Annotated in this window: 14 protein-coding genes; 6 read left to right on the forward strand and 8 right to left on the reverse strand. The window is 58.3% G+C overall.

The genetic code is table 11. The features are described from left to right. The 4 genes from CKA38_RS01645 to CKA38_RS01660 all read right to left on the reverse strand — a co-directional run bounded on the left by CKA38_RS01645 (nucleotide 1) and on the right by CKA38_RS01660 (nucleotide 11,484). Nucleotides 1-2,364, reverse strand: a complete 2,364-nt coding sequence (locus CKA38_RS01645; RefSeq protein ID WP_108823943.1) for a sialate O-acetylesterase — start codon at nucleotides 2,362-2,364, stop codon at nucleotides 1-3. Between the two features lie 125 nt (nucleotides 2,365-2,489). Beyond that, the gene (locus CKA38_RS01650; RefSeq protein WP_161554658.1) at nucleotides 2,490-7,934 is read right to left on the reverse strand and encodes an autotransporter outer membrane beta-barrel domain-containing protein; all 5,445 of its coding nucleotides are present in this window, start codon (nucleotides 7,932-7,934) and stop codon (nucleotides 2,490-2,492) included. A gap of 212 nt (nucleotides 7,935-8,146) precedes the next feature. Beyond that, complete coding sequence (locus tag CKA38_RS01655) at nucleotides 8,147-10,090, reverse strand: porin family protein (protein ID WP_108823945.1); 1,944 nt, start codon at nucleotides 10,088-10,090, stop codon at nucleotides 8,147-8,149. Next, nucleotides 10,087-11,484 carry a TonB-dependent receptor gene (locus CKA38_RS01660; RefSeq protein WP_108823946.1) on the reverse strand — a complete coding sequence of 466 codons (1,398 nt, stop codon included), beginning with the start codon at nucleotides 11,482-11,484 and terminating at the stop codon, nucleotides 10,087-10,089. Before CKA38_RS01660 ends, CKA38_RS01655 begins: the two co-directional genes overlap by 4 nt. Before the next feature lie 320 nt (nucleotides 11,485-11,804). On the opposite strand from CKA38_RS01660, the gene CKA38_RS01665 reads away from it, so the two are divergent. After that, the gene (locus tag CKA38_RS01665; protein ID WP_152032613.1) at nucleotides 11,805-12,884 is read left to right on the forward strand and encodes a substrate-binding domain-containing protein; all 1,080 of its coding nucleotides are present in this window, start codon (nucleotides 11,805-11,807) and stop codon (nucleotides 12,882-12,884) included. On the opposite strand, the gene CKA38_RS01670 is transcribed toward CKA38_RS01665, so the two are convergent. Continuing rightward, on the reverse strand, nucleotides 12,859-13,509 hold the full coding sequence (locus CKA38_RS01670) for an SGNH/GDSL hydrolase family protein (RefSeq protein ID WP_108823948.1): 651 nt from the start codon (nucleotides 13,507-13,509) through the stop codon (nucleotides 12,859-12,861). The genes CKA38_RS01665 and CKA38_RS01670 overlap by 26 nt on opposite strands. Nucleotides 13,510-13,629: 120 nt before the next feature. Here CKA38_RS01670 and CKA38_RS01675 point away from each other — a divergent pair, with 120 nt between their 5' ends. The 5 genes from CKA38_RS01675 (at nucleotide 13,630) to CKA38_RS01695 (ending at nucleotide 20,648) form a co-directional block, all read left to right on the forward strand. Next, the gene (locus CKA38_RS01675) at nucleotides 13,630-15,240 is read left to right on the forward strand and encodes a hypothetical protein (protein ID WP_108823949.1); all 1,611 of its coding nucleotides are present in this window, start codon (nucleotides 13,630-13,632) and stop codon (nucleotides 15,238-15,240) included. Between the two features lie 57 nt (nucleotides 15,241-15,297). Next, on the forward strand, nucleotides 15,298-16,353 hold the full coding sequence (locus CKA38_RS01680) for a substrate-binding domain-containing protein (protein WP_161554659.1): 1,056 nt from the start codon (nucleotides 15,298-15,300) through the stop codon (nucleotides 16,351-16,353). A gap of 150 nt (nucleotides 16,354-16,503) precedes the next feature. Beyond that, the gene (locus CKA38_RS01685; RefSeq protein ID WP_108823951.1) at nucleotides 16,504-17,592 is read left to right on the forward strand and encodes a Gfo/Idh/MocA family protein; all 1,089 of its coding nucleotides are present in this window, start codon (nucleotides 16,504-16,506) and stop codon (nucleotides 17,590-17,592) included. Next, a complete protein-coding gene (locus CKA38_RS01690) occupies nucleotides 17,589-18,998 on the forward strand; it encodes an enolase C-terminal domain-like protein (protein WP_108823952.1) in 1,410 nt (469 codons plus the stop codon). The genes CKA38_RS01685 and CKA38_RS01690 overlap by 4 nt, the downstream gene beginning before the upstream one ends. Before the next feature lie 51 nt (nucleotides 18,999-19,049). Further along, nucleotides 19,050-20,648, forward strand: coding sequence for an alpha-amylase family glycosyl hydrolase (locus CKA38_RS01695; RefSeq protein WP_161554660.1), 1,599 nt, complete (start codon nucleotides 19,050-19,052; stop codon nucleotides 20,646-20,648). A gap of 83 nt (nucleotides 20,649-20,731) precedes the next feature. On the opposite strand, the gene CKA38_RS01700 is transcribed toward CKA38_RS01695, so the two are convergent. From CKA38_RS01700 to CKA38_RS01710, 3 genes are all read right to left on the reverse strand, one after another. Further along, nucleotides 20,732-22,498 carry an ABC transporter ATP-binding protein gene (locus tag CKA38_RS01700; RefSeq protein WP_108826351.1) on the reverse strand — a complete coding sequence of 589 codons (1,767 nt, stop codon included), beginning with the start codon at nucleotides 22,496-22,498 and terminating at the stop codon, nucleotides 20,732-20,734. A 99-nt stretch (nucleotides 22,499-22,597) separates the two neighbouring features. Then, on the reverse strand, nucleotides 22,598-23,755 hold the full coding sequence (locus CKA38_RS01705; RefSeq protein WP_108823954.1) for a Gfo/Idh/MocA family protein: 1,158 nt from the start codon (nucleotides 23,753-23,755) through the stop codon (nucleotides 22,598-22,600). A 27-nt stretch (nucleotides 23,756-23,782) separates the two neighbouring features. Next, nucleotides 23,783-26,347 carry a hypothetical protein gene (locus CKA38_RS01710; protein ID WP_152032614.1) on the reverse strand — a complete coding sequence of 855 codons (2,565 nt, stop codon included), beginning with the start codon at nucleotides 26,345-26,347 and terminating at the stop codon, nucleotides 23,783-23,785. Nucleotides 26,348-26,349: the final 2 nt, after the last annotated feature.

Consider the following 26,349-nt stretch of genomic DNA (forward strand, 5'->3'; position numbering starts at 1 on the left):
TTAGCGAAGTTCGAAACCGAATTTTCCCGCGGTGAGCATGGGCCAGTCGTCGGTGCGAAAAGTCGGCAAGGGAAGGTCGTCACCGTTGATGACATTGGTGCCGCAAGGATACGCGGACCAGCCATGACGAACGGCAACAGGCTTTGAAATTTTCTGACTACTTACGACAATGCAGTCGCCCTCAATGCGCGCGTCGGCCCACGCCCATTTTTTATCCGCACCCGCAATCGCAAAGCCGCCGGGCGCGCCGCCGTTGTTCGTTTTCAAACCGGCGGCATGGTCAAACAACAAGCGGATCGCGCCGTTTTCGACGGTCATGCTTTTGTAGCACGGACCGCTCGCCGCGATGTTTTTGAAACCGTAAACGCTGGACAGCGCGGCGCGCGCAAAACGATGCCCGACCGGCAGTTTGTTTTTATAATGCACATCATCGGACGGAGTCATCAGGTCGATCGTCGCGATCATCGCCGTGCGCGGCACGGAAAGCGCGAGTGTTTGCGCCTCGCGGACTTCGCCCTGGCCAGTGTCGCCGGGAGCGATGTTCGCGGGTTTGCCCCCGCTGTATGAAATCTGCGCAAAGATAAAAGGAAGCGCCGCATCCGACCAGAGCGCGCGCCAGTCGCGAATCATCGCGGGAAAGCGCGAGCGATACGCGGCGGCCGCGTTGCCGTCAGCCTCGCCCTGATACCAAAGCACACCGCGAATCGCGAAGGGCGCGAGCGGCTCTATGAGCTCGCGATAACAAAATGCCGGGGCGTTGTTGTTAAAACGCGGCGCGGCAAGTTTGGGACCCGGATCGGGGCGTCCTTTCTTTTTCCAGGCATTGAGGTAACTAGCGATATTTTCGAGATGAAGAATCTCGGGAAGATTTTCCGCAATGCCCTCCTCATAATTTGCAAGCAAGGGGGCAAAGGCGGGCTCCGCGCGGTGCGTGTCGAGTCCCGTCCATGTGGAAATGCACGTGCCGCCGCGATTGGCGGAAACGAGGCCGATGGGAACGCCCAGTTTCTCGCGCAAGTCAGCGCCAAACGCATAGTGAATGGCCACCCACCGCTCCATGTTTTTGGGGTCGCCGTGAGAGACGGCGGATATCCACGAGGCTCCGGCAAGCTGGCGCTCCGTTTTGGATCCGTGAATCATTGCCATGCGGACATCGGGGTAATCGGCCGCGCGCGCGCGTTCGAGCCCGCCCGTGCTGGTGTTGAGCGAGCCCCCCATGTTCGACTGGCCGGAAAGCAGCCACACCTCGCCAATCAACACATCGGTGATTTTTTGCCTTTGGGTTTCCGCCCCCGTTTTCGATGAAACCGCGATCACCTCCAATTCCCCCGGCGCGGAACTGGCCTCCATCGGCGCAAGAGTGGCGCGCCACAATCCGTCGGCGCCGGCAATCGCGGCGGCAGTTTGGCCGGCAAAAGTCACGGTGATTTTGTCACCGGGCGCGGCCCATCCCCAAACAGGGAGAGGCTTGTCGCGCTGAAGCACGGCGCCGTTGCAAAAAGGCGCGGCGAGCAGCGGGGATTTCCCGGAAACCGGGGGAGCAAAATTTATCGGACGCGCGCTGCCGGCGCCCTTGGTGGCAAGCAGGCGACCGACTTTGAATTCCGACGGACGCAACTCGTGATCGCCGCTGCGGGCGATGATTGTATAGAGTCCGTGTCCGGCAAGCGTGACCGGGACGTCGCGTGTTTCTGGTTTCACAGACGCGGAAAACGCAACCGTGGCGCAAGGCGTGGCGGAAACAACATCGGCAACCTCATCGCGCAAAAACAGCGTGTAGGTGGAAGCGCGCCCCGTGCCGCCACCGGTGACACGAAGCATGACCGGCTCGCCCGGATCAACAATGCGGGGCCCCGCGACCTCAACACGAATCGCCGCGGCGTCATCGCCGGATGCCGACGGACGGAGTTCCCAAACACCGGGCTGCGCGCCCGGCTCTCGCTGGCGGCGAAAACGCAATGTGTGACTTCCGGCGGACAAATACAGGTCAGTGTCCTTGAACTGAACACCATGCGCCGCGGCGTTTGGAAGCGCATCGGCGGCTGTCGCCCGTCCAAGCCGATAGATGAGCGCGCCATCGACATAAAGATCGCGCGGCCACTCGGGCGTGATCCCGCCAATGAGAAGCTCATACCAGCCGGATTTCGCAACATTGACATCAAACTCAACCCAGCCGGCAAGGCGGACGCCACCGCGCGCTGATTTCGCCGCTGCAATTTTTTCCGCCGACGCGAGAAAATCCGCGCGATCATAAGACCAGCCGTCACGACGAATCACATCGGGCGCGGCTAGAAGAACCGCGCGCGCGGCAAGAATCAAAGCGAACGTGACAACAAGACGGGGGCGAAAAATCCGGTGCATCATGCGGCGAATAGTTTAATTGATATAAGGACAACAAAGCGCGCCCGCTGCAAACGAGCACGCCTTGATTACAATTTTTCATATTTGCGAGACGGTATCCAAACCGCCCCGCCCAAACAATCGAACGCTTACCAAAGCGTGCGCCAGCCGAGGTTGACGCTCCAGGGCCGCTCGTATGCGCTGGCGGTTGCGTATTCATAATCCAAATACACAGAGGCCTTTTCGGTAAGTCTCACGCTCATGCCAAAGCCGCACTCGAATCGCCATTCATTAAGTGACGCATTAAAATCGCGTGTGTATGCATGGACTGTGCCGCCACCGGTGTCGCTCTTCGCCCAAAAGATTTTGGCGTAGGGATTCCACCGTCCGAATGAGCGCCCCACCCGCAAACCGCCGCGGTATTGGGTTGAACGGGAGCCGTCCACTTTCACGGGAAGGGAGGACTCAAATGTTTTCGCGTCATAGTTCGCCCCGTTGAGCCAAACCATGGCCATTTGAATCGAGGGTTCAAACCACCATTCGCTTATCAAGTGGCTGCGCCGCCCGAACTCGATGGAAAACCCTTCCGCGTTGCTGTTGTAGCTGGCATGGGTCATCCTGTTATCAACCGTGCGCGTATCGAAACTGTTCTTCGTGCGATCGGCCTTCAGCGCAAGGTCGCCATACCAACCGCTTTTGTGAAGCATTGTGGCATAAAGGCCGATGCCATACGAGTTGCTGTCGCCCGAACCAAAATTATAGAAATCGCGGTCAACCCAGCCGAAATCGACAAACGCACCCGCAAACAAAACCATGCTGTCCTTGATGGCAAAGGCGCGGTCCGCGCCCGCGGTTATGCCGTCGTTGGTCTGCTCAAAGGACCTGCCCAGCAATTTGTGATTCACCTTGAGCAGGGAGCTGCGCCCGCGCGCCCAAATCGTGCCCTTGGATTCACCCGGCTTAAACTCATCCAAATCGGCGCGAATCTCGCCCATGCGCAAATACAGTGCATCGAGCGAATAATGCCAGTCTTTGCCGGCCATTGCCGCCGAACCAATAACCGCATCCGCGGTGGCGCCCAAGCCGCTGTCTGCAAGATACCACCGGTTAAAATTATCCGTGTAGGTGGACTCATCCTCGCCGCCCTTGACCAACTGCAACGCGACAAGACCAGATTCATAGTGGGAAATCGGTGATCCATTGACATCGACCAAGTGGTAACGCGTCGCGTCCCCCTCGGCGGTGTCGATCAATGGCGTGTATGAACCGTCCATCGGCGCGAAATACTCGGGATTGGCGCTATTGATATACACACCGTGCGTGCCGCTTCCGGCGGTCAATACCGTGACGTGATTGGCGGCGCGGCCAACGGGCATCACGGGCGAAAGCGATGCGATGGCGTGATCGCGCACGGCCTTGAAGTCGACATTGAACTCAAGGATACCATCGGAGCCCAAAAGTTTTTCAATGGTCGCCCTGCGGAAAGTAGTGCCGGCAGAAGTGAAGCGGAGGCGTCCACGATCAGTAAGGGTGATTTCACCAAGCGCGAAAGTGCGCGTGGCATTGTCATACGTATTGATAATGAGCGCGCCATTGCTGGTGACGTGAATCTTGCTGTTGGTGCCGCCCAAGGCGGAAGTGTGGCTGGCAATCAGCTTGGCTCCGCTGCTGATTTCAATTTGCGGCAGATTATATGCGCGGTTGATCGTCACCTCAGCATTGTTGGAAAACGCGAGCATGCCATCGCCGGTAATTTCATTGGAAAGCGTGCCCGTGCCGCTGAATTCGATGATGCCGCCAGCCTCTGCCTTGATCTTGCTGGAACCGAGTGCATCGAGTTCGTCCGCAATGAGGCGCCCTTCGGCAATGTTCACCTGAACGTTCAGCCCCGGGTTGGATTGGGCGACCGTCATCGCCCCCGTGCCGGTTTTCATTATCGTTCCGCTGCCCGCGAGCCGGTTGTTGAAATAGGTATTCGCACCGTCGGCGGCGAGTTCGAGCGTGCCGCCAAACGCGATGGTTCCTGTGCCAAGCGCGCCGCCATCGGTGAGGCGAAGCGTGGCGTCCGCGGCAACGGTCGTGTTTATGTTCAAGTCCGTGTTTGCAGAACTGATGGTGAGCGTGTTGCTGCGCAGGGTGAGTTGACTGGTATTGTCAGCCGAGGCGGTCAGCGCGCCCGAAATCGTGCCACCGTCAAGGACAAGCGACGAGGCGGAGCCAAAATCGGTCGTCGCGCCGTTATCAACAAACAACCCCGTGCCCTTGGCATCGGTCACGGTGAGCGTGCCGCTGCCGAGGCTGAGCTTTGCGCCGGCCGCGCCGGTGTAGGCGCCAATGGTCTGGGCGTTGCCAAACAGTGAATCGCCCGCAAGTTCGGCAACGGTGTTTTGCGAAAGGATGAGATCGGATGTGTCACCAAGGGCATCGGCGGCGGCAAGCCGCAAGGTTCCATTGACGACGCGCGTGACGCCGGAGTGCGTGTTGACCCCGCCCAAGGTAACGGCGCCGACCGAGGCATCGATGGCGAGTTCGCCATCCCCGGAAATGATGGCGTTGAGCGTATTGTCCGACGTGCTGTCGGCGGTGAGCGTCAATGTGCGCCCGCTCTGAATGTCCACTTTCGTCAGCACTGAATCCATATAAAGCCCCGCGCCCGCGCTGCCTGTGTGGGCAAGGGCCATATTTTCAAAAGTGGCGATCGCATAATCGCCCCAAGTCTGTTGAAACGCGGTATCGATCCGGGTAACGCCATTGCTAGCATATAAACCGATCGCCTTGTCGGTGTGCCCCGCAATCGAGTCGGCGGCCATGAGTAATATTGCATCGGAACCGGCATCATCCATTGAAAACACGCTGCCGGAGCGCGCGCCTAAACTGGCCAGGGAGCCTCCCGGTGCGATGTTGTCCACAATGATCTTGCTGGCCTGCGGATCGGTGAAACCAAGCACGCCGTTGATTTTTAATGTGCCCGTAAAAGCAAGTCCGCTCATCTCCGTGCGCAAGGCGCCACCGGCAAAATCGAGACCGCCTATTCCATAGGAGCCGCTGCCAATCGACAAGGTGCCGTTGGTGCCCAATTGAAGATGTGAATTTGCCAGAATCGAGCGTGTGGAGGCGGCAACCGTATCCATATCGTAGCTGGCACCGGCGCCATCGCCTTGCAGGCGCAAGGTTCCGTGGAAATCGCCCGAGGAAAAATCCAAGTTATGGCCGGTGTTGTTGAATACCAGCGTGCCGCTGCCATTGACCGCGCCGCCGAAAAGAGCGCTCGCATTATTGAACTGCACCACGCCGGCATTGTGGTTGAACGTGCCCGTGTAATGCGTGTTGTCAGCATTGAGGACAATCGTGCCCTCGCCGGTTTTTGTGATCACAGAATTGGCATCGCTGCTGGCAATGGAATCGGCGCCGGTAACAGCGGCATCGTCCCCACCGATTGTTACATGTCCGGCGACATCGAGAGTCGTGATTCCGCCACTTGCCTTCACATATAGGAAACCGCCCGCGGCGGCGTCAGCAACCGCGCCGCCGTTCATGGCTTCATTGCCAGCGTAGGTGACTGTGGATGTCGCGGCGACGCCGACGGTCAGATTGCCGCCGCCAATATTAATAATAGCACCACCAAAAGAACCCGAAGTATTTGCGGTGAAAACCGCGTCATCGATTGTGAGCACGCCTGCAATCCCATTATTTATAGCCCCTCCTTGCTCGTCGGCATGGTTGTTAGCAAAAACAACCTGTCCACCTGCAATGGAAAACTGGCCATAATTTGCGATGCCCGCGCCTGTTCCACCACTGCCGGAAGTGATGACGACAGTTTTCCCGGGTGCGATCTGGATTTCACCTGTGCTGTCAGGTGCGATCCTGAGATGGGAAACCATATTTGCCGCGTTGAATGTCATATCCTCGGTGAGGAGAAGGGTCGGCGTATTTGCGCCTGAGCCCATAAATGAAACTCCATTTAAACTAGGAGCGCGCAAGAGGCTCTCGACTCTGGCAATACTGAGCGTGCCCGAGTGAAGCTCTGTGCCCCTGGCAAAACTATTGTTGCCTGTGAGCGTAAGCGTGCCGTTAAACGCGGTGCCGCTTGCGCCGAGCAGCAACTTGCCGGAGGTGCCTGTTGTCAGGCCGATCGCCGACGCGCCATTGATGGTATAATTGCCCTCGAGCGTATAGCTGGTGTTGCCAATGAATGCGAGTTGCGAAACAGTCTGCCCGACATCCTGCCCAATCGTCACATTGTCAATACCGTCGAGCGTGCCAAATGTGACAGAGTCGCCAATAAGGAACGCCATCTCCGCGCCTCCCGCTTCACGCCAATTGGTCTCGCTGAGATTCCAAGTGTTGTTCGTCGCGCCTGTCCAGACGAGGTGTTTGTTGGTTGCCGTGGAATTCACTGACATGAGAATTTCCGAACCGGTAACGGTCAGCGAGGTCACAGGGAGATTGTCTGCCAAGCGGGCATATTCGGAGAAATCCAAGCCATTCATGGTGAATTTTGTAGATGACCCCGGTGCGGATATGATCGTGCCGTCACTGCCCGTGAAGAGAATGGCCTTATTGGTGATGTTGGCCAGGGAGCTGAGGTCGATGTTCAAACTCTCGCCAATAAATACCGTATTGGACACATAAATTGAATCCGCCGTGGTGCTATTATGATCAACGCGAATAGTTGCGGCACCCGCCACTGATTGGCCCCAGCCAGAGTCATCATTATAAGCAAGATTGAGATTGCCTTGAATATTTAGCTGACCGATCGCGCCCGCACCGTCACCGGCGGAAATCGTGCCGTTATGCGATACTTTCACACTGCCACCCTCACCGGCAACCATCACTCCGCTACCCGCCAGCAAGGCGGAGCGCGACTTCACAAGTCCCATGCCGGCGGCATTTCCGCCCACATATAAGACCTTGTTGGTGCCGCTAATTGTAAACATGGAACCTTGGCCGATGTGAAGCTCACCCCGGCCCGAGGCACCGTTTCCAATGTAAACATTCGAGCTGAACCGGGCGCGCCCGCCATCCTCAAGCGTCATAATACCCACGCCCCTGAATCCGATGTGCCCCTCGTTGTTACCTTCCAACAATGAATTCGAACCGTTGATCGTGACATAACCGGCGGGATTCGCACCAGACGGGATATTGTTTCCTCCACTCGGGTCATAGCCCATGGAAAAGTTGCCAACCGTGGTGACGTGCCCGCCATCAAGGATGTTCAAGACACCGGTGCCAATGCGGCCAACATACATGAGGTTGCCGCCAGCCAGCGTTGAGCCGGCTCCCTTGACGGTAACGATTCCAAGACTGTTGGCCGCCGCGCCAGACATTACGTGTCCGCTTACGTTCAATGTGCCGCCATTGAGTATCTCAAGCCCGCCTTTGCGCCCGGCCGTGGGGCCACCGACTTCTATGCGTCCGATGGTTGCCGCCGTCACTCCATCTATGACAGCGGTTCCGGTGTTCTGAATATAGGCATTATCCGATGCGCCGGGCATGGCGGCCCCGGCCCAATTGCCCATATCCGTCCAGTCGCCGGTCCCCGTGCCGGCCCAATCACGATTTGCTCCATTGAGGAGCGGGGATAGGCAAAGCACGAGTGCGCCAAAGTGGAAAACAGAAAGCCTCGGACAAGCGCGGAACATGGTGAGGGACTTGAATTTCATAGTAGGTGAGTGTTGCGAGTTAAACGTGAGGTAAGAAGGCAATATAATTTATACTATTTAATGAAATATAGGGGCCTTGATATTAATATAAGCAAGGGCACCCTATCATATTGTGTTTATTTCATATAGATTCATAAGGGCTCCTAGAATGTTGCCCTGATAGTGAAAGTAACTTTGCGAGGTGTGGTATAGCGGAAGCCTTGGGGTACTTGCTTGCCTCCCTCCATCTGGGGGCTGCCATTCTCGGCGAAGACGGGATTGCCGTTTTCGTCGCGTTTTTGCCAAGTGTAATTATTGCTAGCCGTGCTGTTGCCGATTCCACTGGAATATATATATTTGTCGGAATTGAAGAGATTGCTGACGTTCACTTGGAACAGGAAGTTGCGCCGCCACAGCTTGAAGTTATAGGAAAGCATGGCGGAAGAAATCATGGAACGGTCAGATTTGTATCCCCATCCGGGAGTTTCTTTCCAATCGCCTGTGGGCTTTTTCTTACCGGAAGTATCCACGCCATTATCCACGGATGCATCCCAATACTTATGAATACCAAGAATGCGAGGTCCGACAAATTGAGCGCCACCGCCAATTTTTAGACCTTTTAATGGACCGCGGAGAAATGTGTATGAAGTGAAGACATTGGCCGTGTAATCAGGCGTGCCGACCAACGGACGCCCGTCCACGCGATTGCGCATAACCATGTCGACATAAGCCAAATCGTTTTTCATATCCTGTCTCTGCTGATCGCTTGCATATTCAAATTCGGTGAGAGCATACCACTCGGGAGAATGCTCGGCAATATAGGCCTTGGTTGCCGGAGAAGAATTGTTCTGCGCATTATCAGTTATAGCACCATTAATAACAATGGACCACGCTCTGGTGGGGTTTATCATGATGTCCATCTCCCAACCATCGACATCCAGATCAACGGTGTCTCCATAGGTTTGCATGGCTTTATCATAGTCGTCAGCACGCTTGGCTTTTTGATCCCACTGCGGGTCAGACGTGGTTCTGTAAGCCTCTTCATACATAGTTCTGGCCATATCCCACAGGCCTCCTCTCGCGCCGGTGCTGGTTGCAAAATTAAAGGCAAGTCCGCTTGCCATGTCACTAGGGCCGCTGGATTGGGATTTATAGTAACCGATACGACCGGAAAAAACAATCCGATCATTTGACTTGAACTCCAACTTCAACCCCAGATCAATGCCCTTGTTGTCAGGTTGTTTGTGTGGATTATTATAGATATCCAACGATCGATTAACCGTGGTGAAACCCTCGGAGTAATTGCCAAAAACACCGAGCCATTTAATCGGCCAAACAACCACACCCGCCATTTTGGAGGTTATGCCAAATTTGTTGGGGAAACGAGCGGTGGGATCACTGGAATTGATACGGACAGGATCCTTCGAGCGCCAAATGATGCGAAGCTCGGGATCATTCGTATCATCATCGGGGAGATTCGGATTGATGCTAATATTCGAACCTCCCCGGATGCCTGTGCGTCCATTGAGGTGATCGGTCATGTCCTCCTTATATTCATCATGACGTATTCCGATGGTAGTGTTAAGAATGCCATCCCAATAACGGCCGGCAAGGGCCGCCTGATAATAGTTCATGCGGCTCTTTCGTAACTGGCGCTCATAAGTGAGGTAATCGATTTCATACGAGCCAAAACTTTGGGGTTCATCGTAAATGGGCGCATCGCCATCATCAAGATAACGACGGAGCCAGACTCGGTTTTCATTTTTATCAATGCTTCCGTTGTTGGTGCGCACGTAGCCCTTCACGGTGCGATCCGTGTAATCCTCGCGGCGCCCCACGATGCCGACAAGGCGCTGATCCATAATCCCCCATTGAAATAGATAGGCAGCCATGAATCTGTAATCACGAGCCCATTTGCGATTATACTCGCGGGCGTATTGAGTGTCGGTAAACGCGCGCCCGGCATTGGGATTGATATTATCATCAACATCCACACCCTCTCCCGGCATGGCGTCCCTGCGCTCCGGCAGATATTTCTGCAGATCATAATAAACGAGTTCGTTGACGCCCCGGACAAAATTTTTGGATCCACGATACTGAAGGTTCATGGCGGCTTCAAGCGCGAGATTGCCAATCGCGTAGTTGGCATGCCCCCCCACAGATACCAATCCGCCTCTCCCCACGGGGTCTTTTTCGGAATATGGCTGTATTCTTTGCTCGGAAGCGACATGGGGTAATCCTCCCGGTTTGTATAGACACTCATGTTTTCGGCAACCGTCGGATAGATTGGATAGTTCTGTCCAAGGCCGAGGGAACGAACGGCTGGCTGCCAATCCATGAGGGGGATATAATTGGAGGGATCATAAGAAGAGTTATTGCTCATGAACACGAGGTGACTGGAGTCGGTGCCAACACCCCGTCCCAACCCGAGCTCAGCCGGGGTGACAAACCCCGCATTGTTTCCACCTGTTGTATCAAGATATCTGTAATCTGAAGCCCATTTTATGGTCCCACTGGCAATGGCATCATAGTCAGCTTTGGTGTAGTATGGGCCGTTTTTAACGATACCAGTGTAATCTTTATCAAGTTTCGATGTATCACTCCAGTCCCAGTTCCTATGGGCATACCATGTCGAATACCCGTCGTGATAATTCTCGCGCGGGGCGCCGCTTTCCCCGTGTCCGCCGGAATACTCGACGGAAATCATGGTGTTTTTGAACGGTTGGATCGTAAGGGAAATCTGTGTGGCCCGACGTTCGGAAAACTGGGCGTCGCGCCATCCCTTCGAGTCATCGTAGAGAAAATTAGTGCGAATGGCCGCATAACGGCCGATGGAGGCGTTGGCGTCCATGCTTGTGCGCATTCCTCCCCAGGTGTCGGGGCGCACCTCGACCTCGGCGCTATTGCGATCCAGGCGCGCGCGCTTGCTGCCCACACTCACCAAGCCGCCAAGCGAACCCTCGCCAAAAAGCGCGGCATTGGGTCCGTATGCAAGGTCGATAGAGGACGTCTCAAACGAGTCACTGGGAACGATGCTAATAAAATAATTGCGCGCCATGCTTTGTTTGCCAACAAAACCGCGCGTGACGACCGGCCTTGAAAAACTCACAAGACTTTCCGTAAAATTGGATTCCGTATGGCTTTCGTCCACATAGGTGTTGGGGCCCCATGAGGCGAGCTCGGCAATGTCCGTGATGCCGACATCATTCATGAAATCCTTCGTGATCACACTGATGGCGGCTGATGTCTCCTTCAGCAATGTCGCCATGCGCGTGCCGGCGAGCGTGCTTGTCGCCTGATAACCATGCTCCCTTTCCCGATCCACGATGAAGGTTTCCATGACGACAATATCGTCATTCTTGCCTTCGGCGGCGGCGCTTGTTCCTTCCGTTTCATTGCTCTGCTCGGGCTTTACCTGCTGGGCAAAACCAAGCGGATAAGCGATGACAGCGACTAGCAGGCCTACGGCCAGTTTTGCGGCTATTGGTGATTTCACGTTCATTTTACGGGGATTTATAGGTTGATGGGTCGTCAGAAATAGGGTGCTGGCAGGGGGCGAGGTAATCTTTAGGTATGCATCATTTAGATGAAGAAAGATCACATCGTCGCAACGCCTCATCCTCTTGATCGTTAAGTGGGATCAAAGAAAGATGATCTTCTTTCAAATATATAATTATTTTTAATGAAATCCGGTGCTATATAAAAACTCTTTTGCGCGGCGCCGGCACGCCCGCGAACATCACATTTTGAAAGCGGACATTTATATACCCCCAAAAAACAAGGCTTGATAAAACGGGGTGCCTCCACACGTTGCCCCCCATTGTGAGCAACACGCCCCGTCCTCCCACTCTCAAGCAAATCGGCCAGAAGGTCGGACTCACCTCGGCGGCGGTTTCGCTCGCCATGCGCGGCGACCCGAGCATTCCCGCCGACACGCGTGAACGCGTGTTGAAAGCGGCGACGGATCTCGGCTACACGCCCGACCCCGAACTGGGGCGGCTCATGTCATACCTGCGCAAGCACCGCGAGGCGCGCGTCTCAACCGGGCTCGGGTTGATCAGCCTGTATAAGGAACCGTCCAAATGGACGGAAAACAGTTTTCTTCGCCGCCTCCACGAAAGCCTGACCAATCGCGCCCGCGAGCTTGGTTTCCAAACGGAGGATTTTTTCTTTCGCGACAACCGGATCACACCGGGGCGCATGCGCGACATTCTCGTCGCACGCGGCATCAAGGGCATCGTCGTCGTGGACGGTCCCACGCGTGTCGATTCGATCGAACTGGATCTCGCGCCCTTCGCCACGGTGACCATTGGCTATGGCATCGGTCTTCCGTTGCATCGAGTCTGCCAGCATCAATATCAGGAGATTTTCCGGTTGCTGCGCCGCTTGCGCGAGCTCGGCTACAAACGCCCCGGTCTTGTGATGGATGCGGAAACCGACCGTCGCACACAATACCACTACTCGGCGGCATTCGAAGTGGCCCGGGGCAAGGAGCACAATTCAAACATCCCCCAGTTGCTGGATGAGGAAATCACGCGACAGGCTTTCCAGCGATGGGTGAAAAAATACAAACCCGACATCGTGATCATCCAGGGCAGCCCGTCGGCCCCGGACTACATGGCATGGCTTGCGCAACTCGGCTTGAATGTGCCCGAGGACATGGGCATCGCCGCGCTCGACATCGACACGTATGCCGCGACGGGGTGCTCGGGAATCGTCCAGGATTACGAGCACGTGGCGTCCGCGGCGGTGGAATTGGTGGCGTCCGAAATTCGCATCGGCGAGAAAGGCGTCCCTAAAATCCCCAAGGTGCTCCTTATCGAAGGGCAATGGCGCGATGGCGGGACCACGCGCATGCAGGCGCAACCCGCCACAGTCAAGGGTTCGCGGAAGCAATCCTGACATTTGCCATCCACGCATCGGCGATTAGCGCATGCCCCGCCGCGCTCGGATGCACGCCATCCGGCAGCCAATATGCAGCCGGAGCGCGTGTTGCGGCCGCGGCAAACAATCCGTCCAGAGGAATCAAATCCGCCCCAAATTCAACCGCCAGTTCGCGCACGGCATGAATGCGCGGGTCCAGGTCGGCGCGCCATTGGCGGCGATCCTCGGGCACGGGCAGGACAAAAGGCTCCATCAGCACAATGCGCGGCGCGGGCATTGTGCGACCGTTGGTGATTGCCCGCAGAATGCGTTTGTATGCCGCCTGGAAATCCCCGGCTGGCGAAACGATATTGCTGTCAAACCGCCGCCACGTGTCGTTGATGCCGATAAGAAAAGTGACGATGCTCGGCGCGTGGGCGACCAAGTCCGCCTCCATGCGCTTTTCCAAATCATAAATGCGATCACCCGAAACGCCCGTGTTTATAAAGCGCAGTCCTTGCGACGGCATCTTGCAGGCAAGCGCGACCCCGATGAGGCCCGGATAACCGGAGCCGAGCGACTCGACATTGCCGCGATCCCGGCCGCAGTCGGTGATGCTGTCGCCGTAAAACAAAATCGTTTCCTTGGGGCCGATGGTTGTCATGCGGGCGAAATGCTGATGCGCAAAGCGGCAATAAGTCAAAAGCTCCCGCGCGCATAAAAAGCTTAACGGTTAAGCCTTCCGCCCGTTGCCAGCATTATCCGAGTTGGGAGCGTCAACCGCATGTCCATCCCCGCCGGCTCAACACATCTTCCCCGCATCCTCGACATGGTGCATCACAATCCGGGCGAACCGTTATACCGGACGAAATATGAATCGCCGGATGTGCTTCGCGGCATGGGCATCGAGGGAAAAGTGTATCATCTTTTCGACTCGCCCACGCTTGCCGTGGATTGGGAATCAGTGGACGCCGATATTTTTCCGCGGGGCTCAGCGGCCCGCGCATGGGTCGACGCCAAGGCCGCGCGAATCGACGCGCAGCACGCCGCATGCGCCGCCGACGGCATTAAAATCTATGCGATGGGCGACCTCATGTTGCTGCCCAAAAAACTGGTCGAGAAACATCAACTCGAAACGTGCATGGGAAATCCGACTGATCCGCGCACCGGGAGATTCCTGCGGCTTCTGATGGCGCAAGTGTTTGAGCGCTTCCCCCGGCTGGATGGATTGGTGGTGCGCATTGGCGAAACCTATCTGCACGACGCGCCCTGGCACGTGGGACGAATCGAAGGAAAAAGCGACGCGCGCGCAACCATCATTCCGCTCATGCGCATATTGCGCGACGAACTGTGCGTGAAGCGCGGCAGGCATTTGATTTTTCGCACATGGCTGAGTTTCGACATTGATTTGGAAACGTATCTCTCGGTCAGCGACGCCGTCGAACCGCATCCGCTCCTCACGATTGCGGTGAAGCATTGCGAGGGCGATTTTCATCGGGGCAACCCCTTCAGCAAGGTGCTCGGCGCGGGGCGGCATCCGCAACTCGTCGAGGTGCAATGCGCCCGTGAATACGAGGGCAAGGGCGCGTTCCCCAACTACATCGCGCGCGGAGTCATCGAAGGTTTTGAGGAACACCTGTCGGCTCAACCGGAACGCGCATTGCGGAGCATAGGCGAACTGGCCCGGGCGCGCCCGGATTTGTTTGCCGGAATCTGGACGTGGTCGCGCGGAGGCGGCTGGAACGGACCTTACATCAAAAACGAATTCTGGTGTGATCTTAACGTCGCCATAATGACGCAATGGGCAAGGGACCCACGGCAATACGAAGAGTCAATTTTCGCACGTCACGCAACCGAAACGCTCGGACTGGACGCTGACGACGCCGCGCGTTTTCGCCGTCTGTGCCTGCTCTCCGCCGACGCGGTTGTGCGCGGGCGCATTTCTCCGCGCGGCGACGTGGACCCGTGGTGGAGCCGCGACGAGTATTTCGGCAAGCCCGGCCTTGGCACGTTCGACGAGGCGGCTGTCGCGCGCACCCTCGCGGAAAAAGATGAGTCCGTCGCGATGTGGCAGGAGATCGCCGCGCTTGCCCGCCAAATCAAACTGCCGGGCGAGGATGACCGGCGGCATCTCGTGGCATCGTCCGAATACGGACTGCGCCTTCACCGGATTATTCGCGCGCTGTTTCAACTCTCCGCCGCGGACACGCGCAATGCGCCCCCGGGCGAACTCCGGCGGTTTTTATCCGATTACGACCGCGCTTGGGATTCTTACAAAGCGCTCCCGCGCGAGCACCCGTCCTGCGCCACGTTGTATCAGAAGCGCGGATCGCCTTGGGGACCGCCGCCCGGCATCGAAACATGGATTCCGGAACTGCGTTGCAAAGCCTCGTAGCCCAAACGCATCCAAACTTGCCTTGCGCCCATGCGCGGGCACCCTTGTTCGCACATTGTGAGCAACACCGCCAAACATCCGCCCACGCTAAAACAGATCGCCGAAAAAGTCGGCCTCACGGCGGCGGCGGTGTCGCTGGCATTGAGGGGCGACCCGAGCATTCCGCGCGCGACATGCGCGCGCGTCACCAAGGCGGCCAAGGAACTCGGCTACACGCCCGACCCCGAGCTGGGCCGGTTGATGTCCTATCTGCGCAAACACCGCGAAGTGCGCACCGTGTCGGCGCTGGGTTTGTTGAGCCTGCACAAGGAGCCCTCAAAATGGCATGAGAACAATTTCCTTCGCCGCTTGCATGAAAGCATGGTCGCGCGCGCCGGCGAACTCGGCTTCATGACCGAGGATTTCTTTTTCAACGACCCGCGAATCACCGCCGCGCGCATGCGCGACATCCTGCTGGCGCGGGGCATCAAGGGGCTTGTCATTGTTTGCGGACCGTCGCCGGTCGATTCCGTCAATGTCGATCTTTCGCCGTTCGCATCGGTCACGATCGGCTACGGCGTGGGCCTGCCGCTGCATCGCGTCTGCCAGCATCAATACGAGGAAATGTTTCTGCTGCTGGAGCACCTGCGCGCGCTCGGCTACAAACGCCCGGGGCTTGTCCTGGAAACGGAAATCGACCGCCGCACACGCCATCATTATTCGTCCGCGTTCACGATCTCGGCCGGCGGCGGACGCCGCAAAGCAGTCCCGGGTTTGCTCAGGCCCGCCATCGGCAAAACCGATTTCAAAAAATGGGCGCGCGCCCACTCGCCGGATGTGGTGATAGCCCAGGGCAGCCTCGCCGCGCTGGGTTATGCGGACTGGCTCGCCGAGCTCGGCAAAAACACTCCGCGCGACATCGGGGTCGCCGCGCTCGATGTGGACACATTTTCCAGGCACGATTGCTCGGGCATTGTGCAGGATTACGAAGCCGTGGCCGCGGCGGCGATCGAACTCGCGGCCTCGCAAGTGCGCTGCGGCGAAAAAGGCATTCCGGAAACGCCCAAGGTTCTCATGATAAAAGGCCGCTGGCGCGACGGAGGCACGACACGCGCGCAAAAAACAAACGCCTGATTGACGGGCGTCCGGTGCTTAACGGCAAAGTATATCGCGGATTGCGGGGTGCGCGCGCGACGCGTTTCCATTCGGAGAACCCCGTGGGATTCCATTATTCCAACCGGACAGCATTTCAAAAACTCCCTGCAATCAATTTATACAATAACCATGAAATCCAATATTCGGATGGGCTTGTTTGGGTGCAATATGTATCGCACCCGCGATCTGCTTGAGGCAGCCAAGGCCGCCGCGCCGGGTGTTGTTGAAGTGACGGCCTGCTTTGATATCGATCCCGCGCGCGCAGAGCACGCCGCCAAAACCTACGGCGGCCGGGTTTTTAAGGATGAGGAAAGTTTTCTCGCGTGCGCCGATGTCGATGTCGTCCTCATCAGCCTGCCCGCGTATCTGCACGCCGGGGCCTTTGCCCGCACAGCGCGGGCCGGAAAGGATATTTATCTCGAAAAACCGCTTTGCGTAAACGCCGACGGACGCTCGGTGATTTTCGATGCGATGAAGAACTACACCGGGCGCTGTTATGTCGGCCTCTCATACCGTCATGTCGCGCCGTTTAAAAAAGTCGCGGAAATCCTGCGCCGCCCCGAGGCGGGCCGCATTATCGGGGCGCATCACCACTGGCTCGCGCCCGCAAGCAAGACTCCCGTCAAGCCCGAGCATATCGGATGGCGGCAGCGTTTCGACCAATCCGGCGGGCAGCTTATCCACCACTGCTGCCACTTGCTCGATTGGTTCTGGTGGATCGGCGGCCCGATGTCATCGGTGACCGCCGCGTCATACACGCCCCCCAACGTCCAGTTCCCGCACGAGGAGCGCGAGCTGACGGCGTCGTTTTTATATAAAAACGGAGGCATGGCCGTCTTTAATCTCTCGCAGGACAGCCACCAATACGTCCAATACGGCACCGTGCACGCCGAGAATCTCGGCATCCAGTATCAATGGGGAAAAGACACCTTTGTGCGTGTGTATAAAACCCGCGCGCGCGCCGCCGACGAGACGTATGAATGGTCGCTCAGCAACGAACCCGGCGACGGTGGCGAGCTGGATCGCAACAGCTCGCAAATGAAGGATTTTATCGACGCCTATCTCGCCGGAAAACCCATGCCCATCAACATCGAGGACGGCATCCGTGTCTATGATTACGGCTGCGCCGCGCGGGAAAGCCACGAATCCGGATGCCGCATGAACATCGAGGCCGCGGGCTCGAAAGATTACACCCCAAAACGTTCCATCCAACCATGAGCAAGCGCACCATGCGCATCATCGGCGCATCCTTATATTTTATCCCGGTCAAGACACGCGTGCCGTTCCAGTTCGGTGTTGAAACGCTCACCGAAGTGATTTGCGCCCGCGCAATGCTGCGCGTTCGCGCCGACGACGGACGTGAAATCTGCGGATGGGGCGAAACACCGCTCAATGTGCAATGGGTCTGGCCGGGCAAAATCTCCTACCAGGAACGCTGCGATGCGCTGCAGGCGTTCTGCATGCAACTCGCAAGGCGTTATGCCATTTTCGAGCACGCCGGCCACCCGCTCGAAATCGGCCATGCGTTCACGGAAAACGTGCTGCCTGAAATGCTGCGCGCGTTCAACGCCCCGAGAAAAACCGAGCTGCACATGCCCTGGCTCGCCGCGCTCGTTTGCAGTTCGCCCTTCGACATCGCGCTCTACGACGCGTATGGGAAACTCGTGGACCGGCCCGTGTTTGAAACATTGGGCGCGGAATTCCTGGGCGCCGATTTGTCGGCATTCCTTGAACCGGCGGACGATTGCAAAAACACCATTTCCTTCACCGGCAAATTCCCGTCCGACTACCTCGCCCCGTTGCCGCGTCCCGACAAGCTCCCCGTCTGGCATGTGCTCGGCGAGAGCGACGCAATTGACGATTCCGAACTCACGGGACGCGAACCGAAGGACGAGTATCCGGTAACCCTGCGCGACTGGATTGTGCGCGACGGCCTGCGCTGCGTAAAAATCAAACTTCGCGGCAACAACGCAGCGTGGGATTATCAACGCCTTGTCAGCGTCGGGAGCCTCTGCCGCTCGCTCGGCGTGCGGTGGCTTTGCTTTGACTTCAACTGCACCGCGGAATCCGTCGCCTACGTCACCGGCATGCTCGACCGCCTCCTGCGCGACGAGCCGGAAATCTACGGGATGTTGCTCTATGTCGAGCAACCCTTCCCCTACGAACTCGAGCAACACCCGCTGGACGTCCATGCCGTTTCCGCGCGCAAACCGCTTTTCATGGATGAAAGCGCGCACGACTGGCACGTCATCCGCCGCGGCCGCGAGCTCGGCTGGAGCTGCGTCGCGCTCAAGACCTGCAAGACGCTCACCGGCGCGCTGCTCTCGCTCTGCTGGGCCAGGGCGCACGGCATGATGCTGATGGTGCAGGATCTCACCAATCCCATGCTCGCCATCATCCCGCATGTCGCGCTCGCCGCTCACGCCGGCACGCTCATGGGCGTCGAATGCAACTCCATGCAATTTTATCCGGACGCCTCGCGCCCCGAGGCCGCGGTGCATCCGGGGCTCCACCGCCGCCGCGACGGCTGCGTCGATCTCTCGTCACTCACCGAGGCGGGCTTTTCCTATAAACTTGAAAAAATCGCGCGCCAGCTTCCCGCGCCCGCCGTCGAGGCGCCTTGATCTATTTATTATATAATTTCACATGCAAACCCACACACACCCGCAGCCATCTTGGCTAAAGGATGCCGTCTTTTACCAAATATTCCCCCGAGCTTCAACGATTCCAACGGCGACGGAATCGGGGACATTCCCGGAATCACGCAAAAACTTGATTATATAAAAAGCATCGGATGCAACGCCATCTGGCTCAGTCCGGTTTTTGACTCCCCGTTCAACGACGGCGGCTACGACGTGGCGGATTATAAAAAAGTGGCCCCGCGCTACGGCACAAACGAGGACCTCGTAAACCTTTTCGCCGAGGCTCACAAACGGGGCATGCGGGTCATCCTCGATTTGGTCGCGGGGCACACATCGGTCGAGCACGCATGGTTCAAGGATTCATCCAAACCCAGCCCCAACGGTTATGCCGACCGCTATATCTGGCTGGAACCGATCTGGCGCGAACGCCCCGCCGAGCTCACCACCGTGACCGGCTACGCCGAGCGCAACGGCGCCTATGTGGCCAACTTCTTCTGGTGCCAGCCCGCGCTCAATTACGGCTATGCCGATCCCGATCCTAAAAACCCTTGGGAAAAACCGCTGGATCATCCGGAGTGTGTCGCCACGCGCGAGGCGCTTCGCGACACCATGCGCTTCTGGCTGGACAAGGGCGCCGACGGATTTCGCGTGGACATGGCCCAGTCGCTCATCCGCGGCCACGACGAGAAAAAACGCATCGCCGCGCTGCAAACGTTTTGGCAGGGCATAAGGCAATGGATCGACCTTGAATACCCCGAGGCCATCCTCGTGTCGGAATGGTCGTTTCCAACCTACGCCATCGACGCGGGATTCCATGTCGATTTCATGCTCCATTTCGAAACGATCGCGTATAACTCGCTTTTTCGAAACCACCGCAAGGAACTGATTTCAAGCCTGCCCCGCGGAAACACTTATTTCGAGCGAAGCGCCAGCGGCGACATCCGCCAGTTTGCCGACATATACATAGAGCACTACAAGGCGACCCGCAACCGCGGCTATATAAGCGTCCCGACTGGCAATCACGATTCGCCGCCCCGCCTAGGGGAGGACCGCACTCCGGAGGAACTAAAATGCGCGCTGCTCTTCCTGATGATGCTGCCCGGCATTCCGTTTATATACTACGGAGACGAAATAGGCATGCGTTACATGGCCGGCCTGCCCTCGAAGGAAGGCGGCTACGAGCGCACGGGGGCGCGCACGCCCATGCAATGGGATGACAAACAAAACGCCGGTTTCTCCACCGCGCCCGAAACCGCGCTATATCTTCCGGTCGAGGCGAGCCCCGGTAAGCGCACCGTGACGGCGGCGGAAAACGATCCCGGTTCCATCCTCAATTTTGTGCGCGCGCTTCTCAAATTGAGAAAGGACAACCCCGCGCTCGGTTCGAAAGGCGACATCGATTTTATATATACAAAAACCGCCGGCTACCCGCTTGTGTTTGAACGCAAACTTGGCGACCAGCGCTTCTGGGTGGCGGTCAATCCATCCGCCACGGAACGCAAGGCGGACTGGACTTGCGATATCTCGACACCGACGCCGCTTGTCCCAACGCAAGGCGCGCTGGATGTCCAAAACGGCCGCGCCCAAATCACGCTCCCCGCCGGAGGTTATGGTTTGTGGCGCGTAAGGTAGGGCGAAGCCTCCGGCTGAGCCGCGAACAGCGCACGATATTCACACGGTTTCGGCTAACCCGGAGGGTTCGCCCTCCCCTGTGGTCACCGGGCGTTCATCTGCGCATACAAGCCGTCCGCATCCAGCAATTCGGAATGCGTGCCGATCTCCGCGATGCGGCCTCCGCGCATCACCACGATCTTGTCGGCGTTGCGAATAGTCGACAACCGGTGCGCGACCACAAACGTCGTTCGCCCCGCCATCAGGCGCTGGAGCGCCTCCTGCACGAGCGCCTCGGATTCGGTGTCGAGCGCCGATGTCGCCTCGTCGAGAATCAGCACGCGGGGATTGCGAATCAACGCGCGCGCGATTGCGAGGCGTTGCTTTTGGCCGCCCGAGAGACGCGCGCCGCGTTCACCGCAACGCGTTTCGATGCCATCGGGCAAGCGGGAGACAAACTCCCAGGCGTTGGCGTCGCGCAACGCCTTTTCCACAATGTCGTCGGTTGCCGAGACAAGCCCGTAGGTAATGTTTTCGCGAATCGTGCCCTCGAACAAAATCGACTCCTGTGGCACGACCGAGAGGAAGTGGCGGTAGACGCGTAGGTCGAGCCCAACCATGTCCGCGCCGTCCAGTAAAATGCGCCCCTCGGTCGGTCGTATAAAACCGATCACCAAATTGAGCAGTGTCGATTTTCCGGAACCGGACGCGCCGACAAGCGCAATGGTCTGGCCGGGTTGCACATCGAGCGTGAAATCATGCACGGCGGGCGCCCCGGCGCCCTCGTAAGTGTAACCGGTTTTCTCAAAACGAAACGCGCCATCCACATTGGTGACAACCGCCTTGTTTTCGTTGTGCTCAAGGTCGGGCGATTGCAAAACCTCGCCGATGGAGTGCACGGCCTCGAAGGCTTGCAGCACCTGCGGCATGAACGCCGTGAGTCCAAGCACGGAGTTGGTGATGAGGGTGAAATAACCGGTGAGCATGACCACATCGCCCGCCGTGATGGGCAGGAATCCCGTGTAGCACGCCCACGCGGCAAAAATGAGGCAGCCCATGTTGAGGCAGTTGAAAATCACCCACGAGCTCGCGCCAAAAACAGAGGTCAGCTGGTCAACGCGAAGCCCGGCCGCGCGCACGCGCTCAAGCGCGCTTTCGACGCGCTCGATCGCGTTCCCCTCGAGCCCGTGGGCGCGCGTGATCGAGATGAGGCTCGCCATTTCATTCACACGACTCGACATCAGCTCCACCTCCATGCGCAGCGCGCGATTACGCTCCGCGGTGCGCTTGCGAAGCAGGCGGATGAGCAAAATGGCAACGGGCACGGCAATCACAAACACGAGCAAAAACGAAGGCGCGCGCAACGCGGTCACGCCAAACGCAAATATGATGTTAATCACCGTCGCGATCCCCGTGTCGTATAAATTGCGGGTGAACTGCTCGATGCCGTCGACATCGCGCAACACCTTGCTCTGAAAAACCCCCGTGCTGTGTTTCGAAAAATAACCGATGGAAAGCTGTTGCAGGCGGCGGCAAATCGACGAGCGCAACCGCACCGCGATCGAGCGCACGGCGCGGCTCACCACCTGGACGTAAAGGTAGTGAAAGGGGATGTTTTGCAACAGCACGACGAGCAGGATCGCCGAGTTCACCCAGAGCTCGTTGAGCGGATGCAGTTCCCGGTTGGTGACGACATCGATGATGCGCGCCGTCATGAGCGGCATGATCCAAATGGGGCTGTGCTTGATGAGCATGAACAGCAGCCCGAGGAGCAGGCGGAAACGCTCGTTGCGATAAAGATAGAGGAGCGTGCGCACGGGATGCTCGCCCTCAAAACGGTGTTCCAGCGGATTGTTGTTCGGATCGCTCATGCGGAAATAACCGGCATCCAATATGCGTCGCCCAAAAGAATACAATACCGCGAATTAATCAGGCGGGCTGTTGAACGTGCCGGGCGCGCCACGCTTTCATTACTTTGTCGAAAACGACTTCGACATGTCGACGCCGGCATCGCGGATGACACGGGCTCGCGGCACACTCGCGGCAATCGCCTGGTCGAGCGCGGCCTGATATTTCGCCGAATCGAGCGGCAGCGCCACCGCTTCGTTTTTCCAGCCCGAATACACCATCGCGTTTGCCAGCTCGACCGACTTGATGCCCTCGCCCGCGTCGGCGAGCAACGGCGCGCCGTCAAGGATGGCATCGACAAAATTGGCCAGCACTCCCGCGTGGGCGGTGTAAACGCCGGGGCACGGCACCTCCGTTGTTTTCGATTCCGGCGCGCCAAAGGCATTGTCCGTGTTTGCGGAAAACTCGTCCGCGTCGCGCGCATTTTCCGTGAAAAGCAGCTTGTCATTTTCCAGCACAACAAGGCCGCGCGTGCCGGCGATTTCCAGCCGGTTGACGCCCGGCGCCTCGCCGGTGCTCGTCGCGAAAACACCGGTCGCCCCGTCGGCAAACTCCATATACGCGGTCACCACATCCTCCACCTCGATATTGTGGTCGCGCCCGAATTTGCAGAATGCCCGCAGCGACACCGGCATGCCGCAAAGCCATTGGAGCATGTCGAGATTGTGCAGCGCCTGGTTGATAAGCACGCCTCCGCCCTCCCCTTTCCACGTGGCGCGCCAGTCGGACAAACCGTAATACGCCTCGGGCCGAAACCAGTTCGTAATCGTCCACTGCGCGCGCTGAAGCTTCCCCACGCGACCATCCGCGAGCAGCCTGCGAATGGCGTTGTAGTGCGGATGCGTGCGCAGGTTCATCATGAGCCCGAATACCTGCCCCGGTTTTCGCGGATGCGAGAGGAGTTTTTCGGCGTCGAGTTTTGTCGCGGTGAGCGGCTTCTCCATCATCAGGTGCAATCCCGCACCGAGAACTTTTTCGCCCAGCGCGCGGTGCCGCGGATGCGGCGTGGACACAATGACCGCGTCAACCAAACCCGACGCCAGCATCGCGTCCGCGTCCGGAAAATACGCCACGCCCGCGGGCAGCTCAAATTTTGGCGGCGCGATGTCACTGACCGCCGAGAGCACGCCGCGCGCAACCTTGCCCGACGTAATATTGTCGCCATGGATTTTTCCAATATTGCCAAGGCCGATAATGCCGAAACGAACTGTTTTATTCATAATATTATCAAAGTTTGATGCCGCAAATTATTCAACCGCCTCCGCAACCCACAACGCATGGAGCGCGGCGACAAAGCCCTTTTCCCTCCACCAATATAGAATCTGTTTTTGATCCGTCTGCAGCTTGATCGTGAGCCGGCCTCTCGCGTCCAGATCCGCCGGAGTCGTCTGGATCGCAAAAAACGCCCCGCCCGCGTCGTAAGACGGCACAATCCACTGTCCGCACGAGCGACGTTCCGTTTCGATTGAAACTTGATAGCGCATTTCATCCCCGAGCGGCGAAAATGAATGAAGCAAGATTGTCCATTTGCGGGATGGATTCGCCTTCGCGAGTGCATCCAAACCGTAAATACGAAAAGTCAGCCCGCGCGGGTGATACCACACCGCGCGACCGGGCGCGAAAGCCATGACGCCATCCGCAAATTCTTTCGCGGAGACGCCGTCGCCGCCGGGATGAATCACGGGCATGTCGTGCGCCTCGGCGCGGCTGCGCGTGCCATGCGGAAGCGCGGCCCCGCAATACATTTCGTAAAGCAGCTTGCGGCCCGCAAGCGCCGGATGCGCGCGCGCCCGCCCGCCAAGCGCGGCATTGGCGGCGGCGATTTGTTTTTCGCACTCGCCCTGCGGTGGCAGAACGGCGGGGGCGATCATCCGCGCTGTTTCCTCGTCCGCTGGCGGAATAATATCCGCCGGCTCGCAATCCATGAAACGATACCACGGTTTGAGCGGACCGAAATCGAGAGTGACGGGACCGGCGGGCACATCCCTTGGAAACGAATCGGAGGCCGCGCCCGCGCCTTCGACACGGGCGTTTTTTTTCAGCGTCACTGTCACCGGCGTGTCGCTCATAAGCGCGGCGTCAAGATGCAAGTAAACATGGCGAGGGAAGCCATTGCCCCCTTGCGAACCAAACGCCTGCAAGTGCCAGCGGCCCTCGTCACGTCGCGCGGAGCGTGCAGCCTGCGGACGCAACGCAATCGACGCCCTGCCCTGCCAGCCGGCGGGAATCTCGATCACGGCGACTTCGCGGCCATCGTCGAGCGGAGCGAGTGAAAGTTTCGCGAAAAGATTTTCGTTGTCCGCGAGTTTGGCATCCCAAAACGCCACGGGAATCGCGCGCGTCAAAGGCCGTGCCGCGGAAATCTCAACCGCATCGCCCGAGGGCGAAAACCGCGCGTCCAACTCCGCGGCGCAATCAACTGCGCGGTCATTGGGCGCATGAATGTCGTTTGTCGCAAAACGCCACGTCTCGCGATAATCGTAATACATCCACGGCAGCGCGGCGTTTTCGCGCATGGCTGCCTTGTAACCGGCGCGCTCGATGATGACGGCATCACCGCACTGGCCGGGCTTGCCGTTCACGGTGACGCCCATCCACGAATCGCGCTGGCGAAACACGCGCTCGGCCAAGGCGGGCACATGCCGCCGGTGGTAGGCGTAAACATCGCGGCTGGTCGCGAAGACGAGTTTTTCCGTGCGCGCCAGCTCAAAGAGCCGCCGCAAACCGGCGCGATTCCATCCGGTCATGTCGGCGGTGCCGAAGGTCCGGCCAAACTCGAATCCCGCGACAAAGAAAAACGGCGCGTCGCCAAGCGCGGTTCCACCGCGCACTGTGTCCGTGAGAAATTGCCTGAAGCGAAGCGATTCATCGCCCGCGTCCGCCGCGCGAATCCATCGGGTGAAATGCGACGGTGACAAAACAAAATCCCCCCAATGCGTGAGGTGCGGCGAGAGCACGTGATAATGGTTCATCGTGAAGCCGAGCACGGGCGCGCCTCCCGTCGCGGCGCGATCATCGCGCGCGCCGCATTTGCGATAATCGTCGGTCGCAATCCAGAACGGCGCGGTCGGCATGCCCCAGTGGTTGATCGACCAGTCGCCGTCCGACCAGTTTTGCTCCGGCACAAGAGAATGGAGCACGCCGATTCCCATGCGGCCGCACGCCTCGACAAACGGATTGGACGGCGTGTAGCTGGCGATGCGGTCCAGCGGCGCAAACCCGGCACGGAGCCACCACGACTGAAGCCCGCGCAAACGCGCGTCGATTTCCCCGGGCGAAAGCGAATCCCAGTTGGGATCATCGCAATCAAGCGCGGCGTCGATATCGCCAAAGGCATCAGCCATCACGTGCGGGTGAATCGCGTCGCCGTGCAGCCGCTCATAAGCGGGCCAGCGCGGATCGGAACAACTGAAATCAGCGGCGCGCCGGGCGGGAAATCCCGTTATATAATAATCAGCCGCGACTCCGGCGCCGTGTATTGTGTCCGCAAAATCCTCGCTCGTGAAACTGCCCACGGTAATCTGGCAGACGGCCCACTCGCGCGTGACCACGGCGAGCGGACGGCGCAGTGTTTCGCCCGCGCCATCGGGGGCAAACTCAACAAGAAACATGCCGCAGTCCGGCGGCGTCCAGCGCCAGTCACCGGCGGCGGCGAGTCTTGTTCGGACGACCTCGGCAAACGCGCCCGCCTCGCCGCGCCGAACCACAAGTTCGCCCCCGGTGCCGGCGGAGATATGAACGGATTCCCCAAGATTAATCAGCCCGCCCGGAGTCAGTTCAACGCGGGCGGGGTTGGATGAGTGTGTTGTCATGA

Origin of the sequence: Ereboglobus luteus (assembly GCF_003096195.1) — a bacterium.
GTDB classification, from domain to species: Bacteria; Verrucomicrobiota; Verrucomicrobiia; order Opitutales; family Opitutaceae; genus Ereboglobus; species Ereboglobus luteus.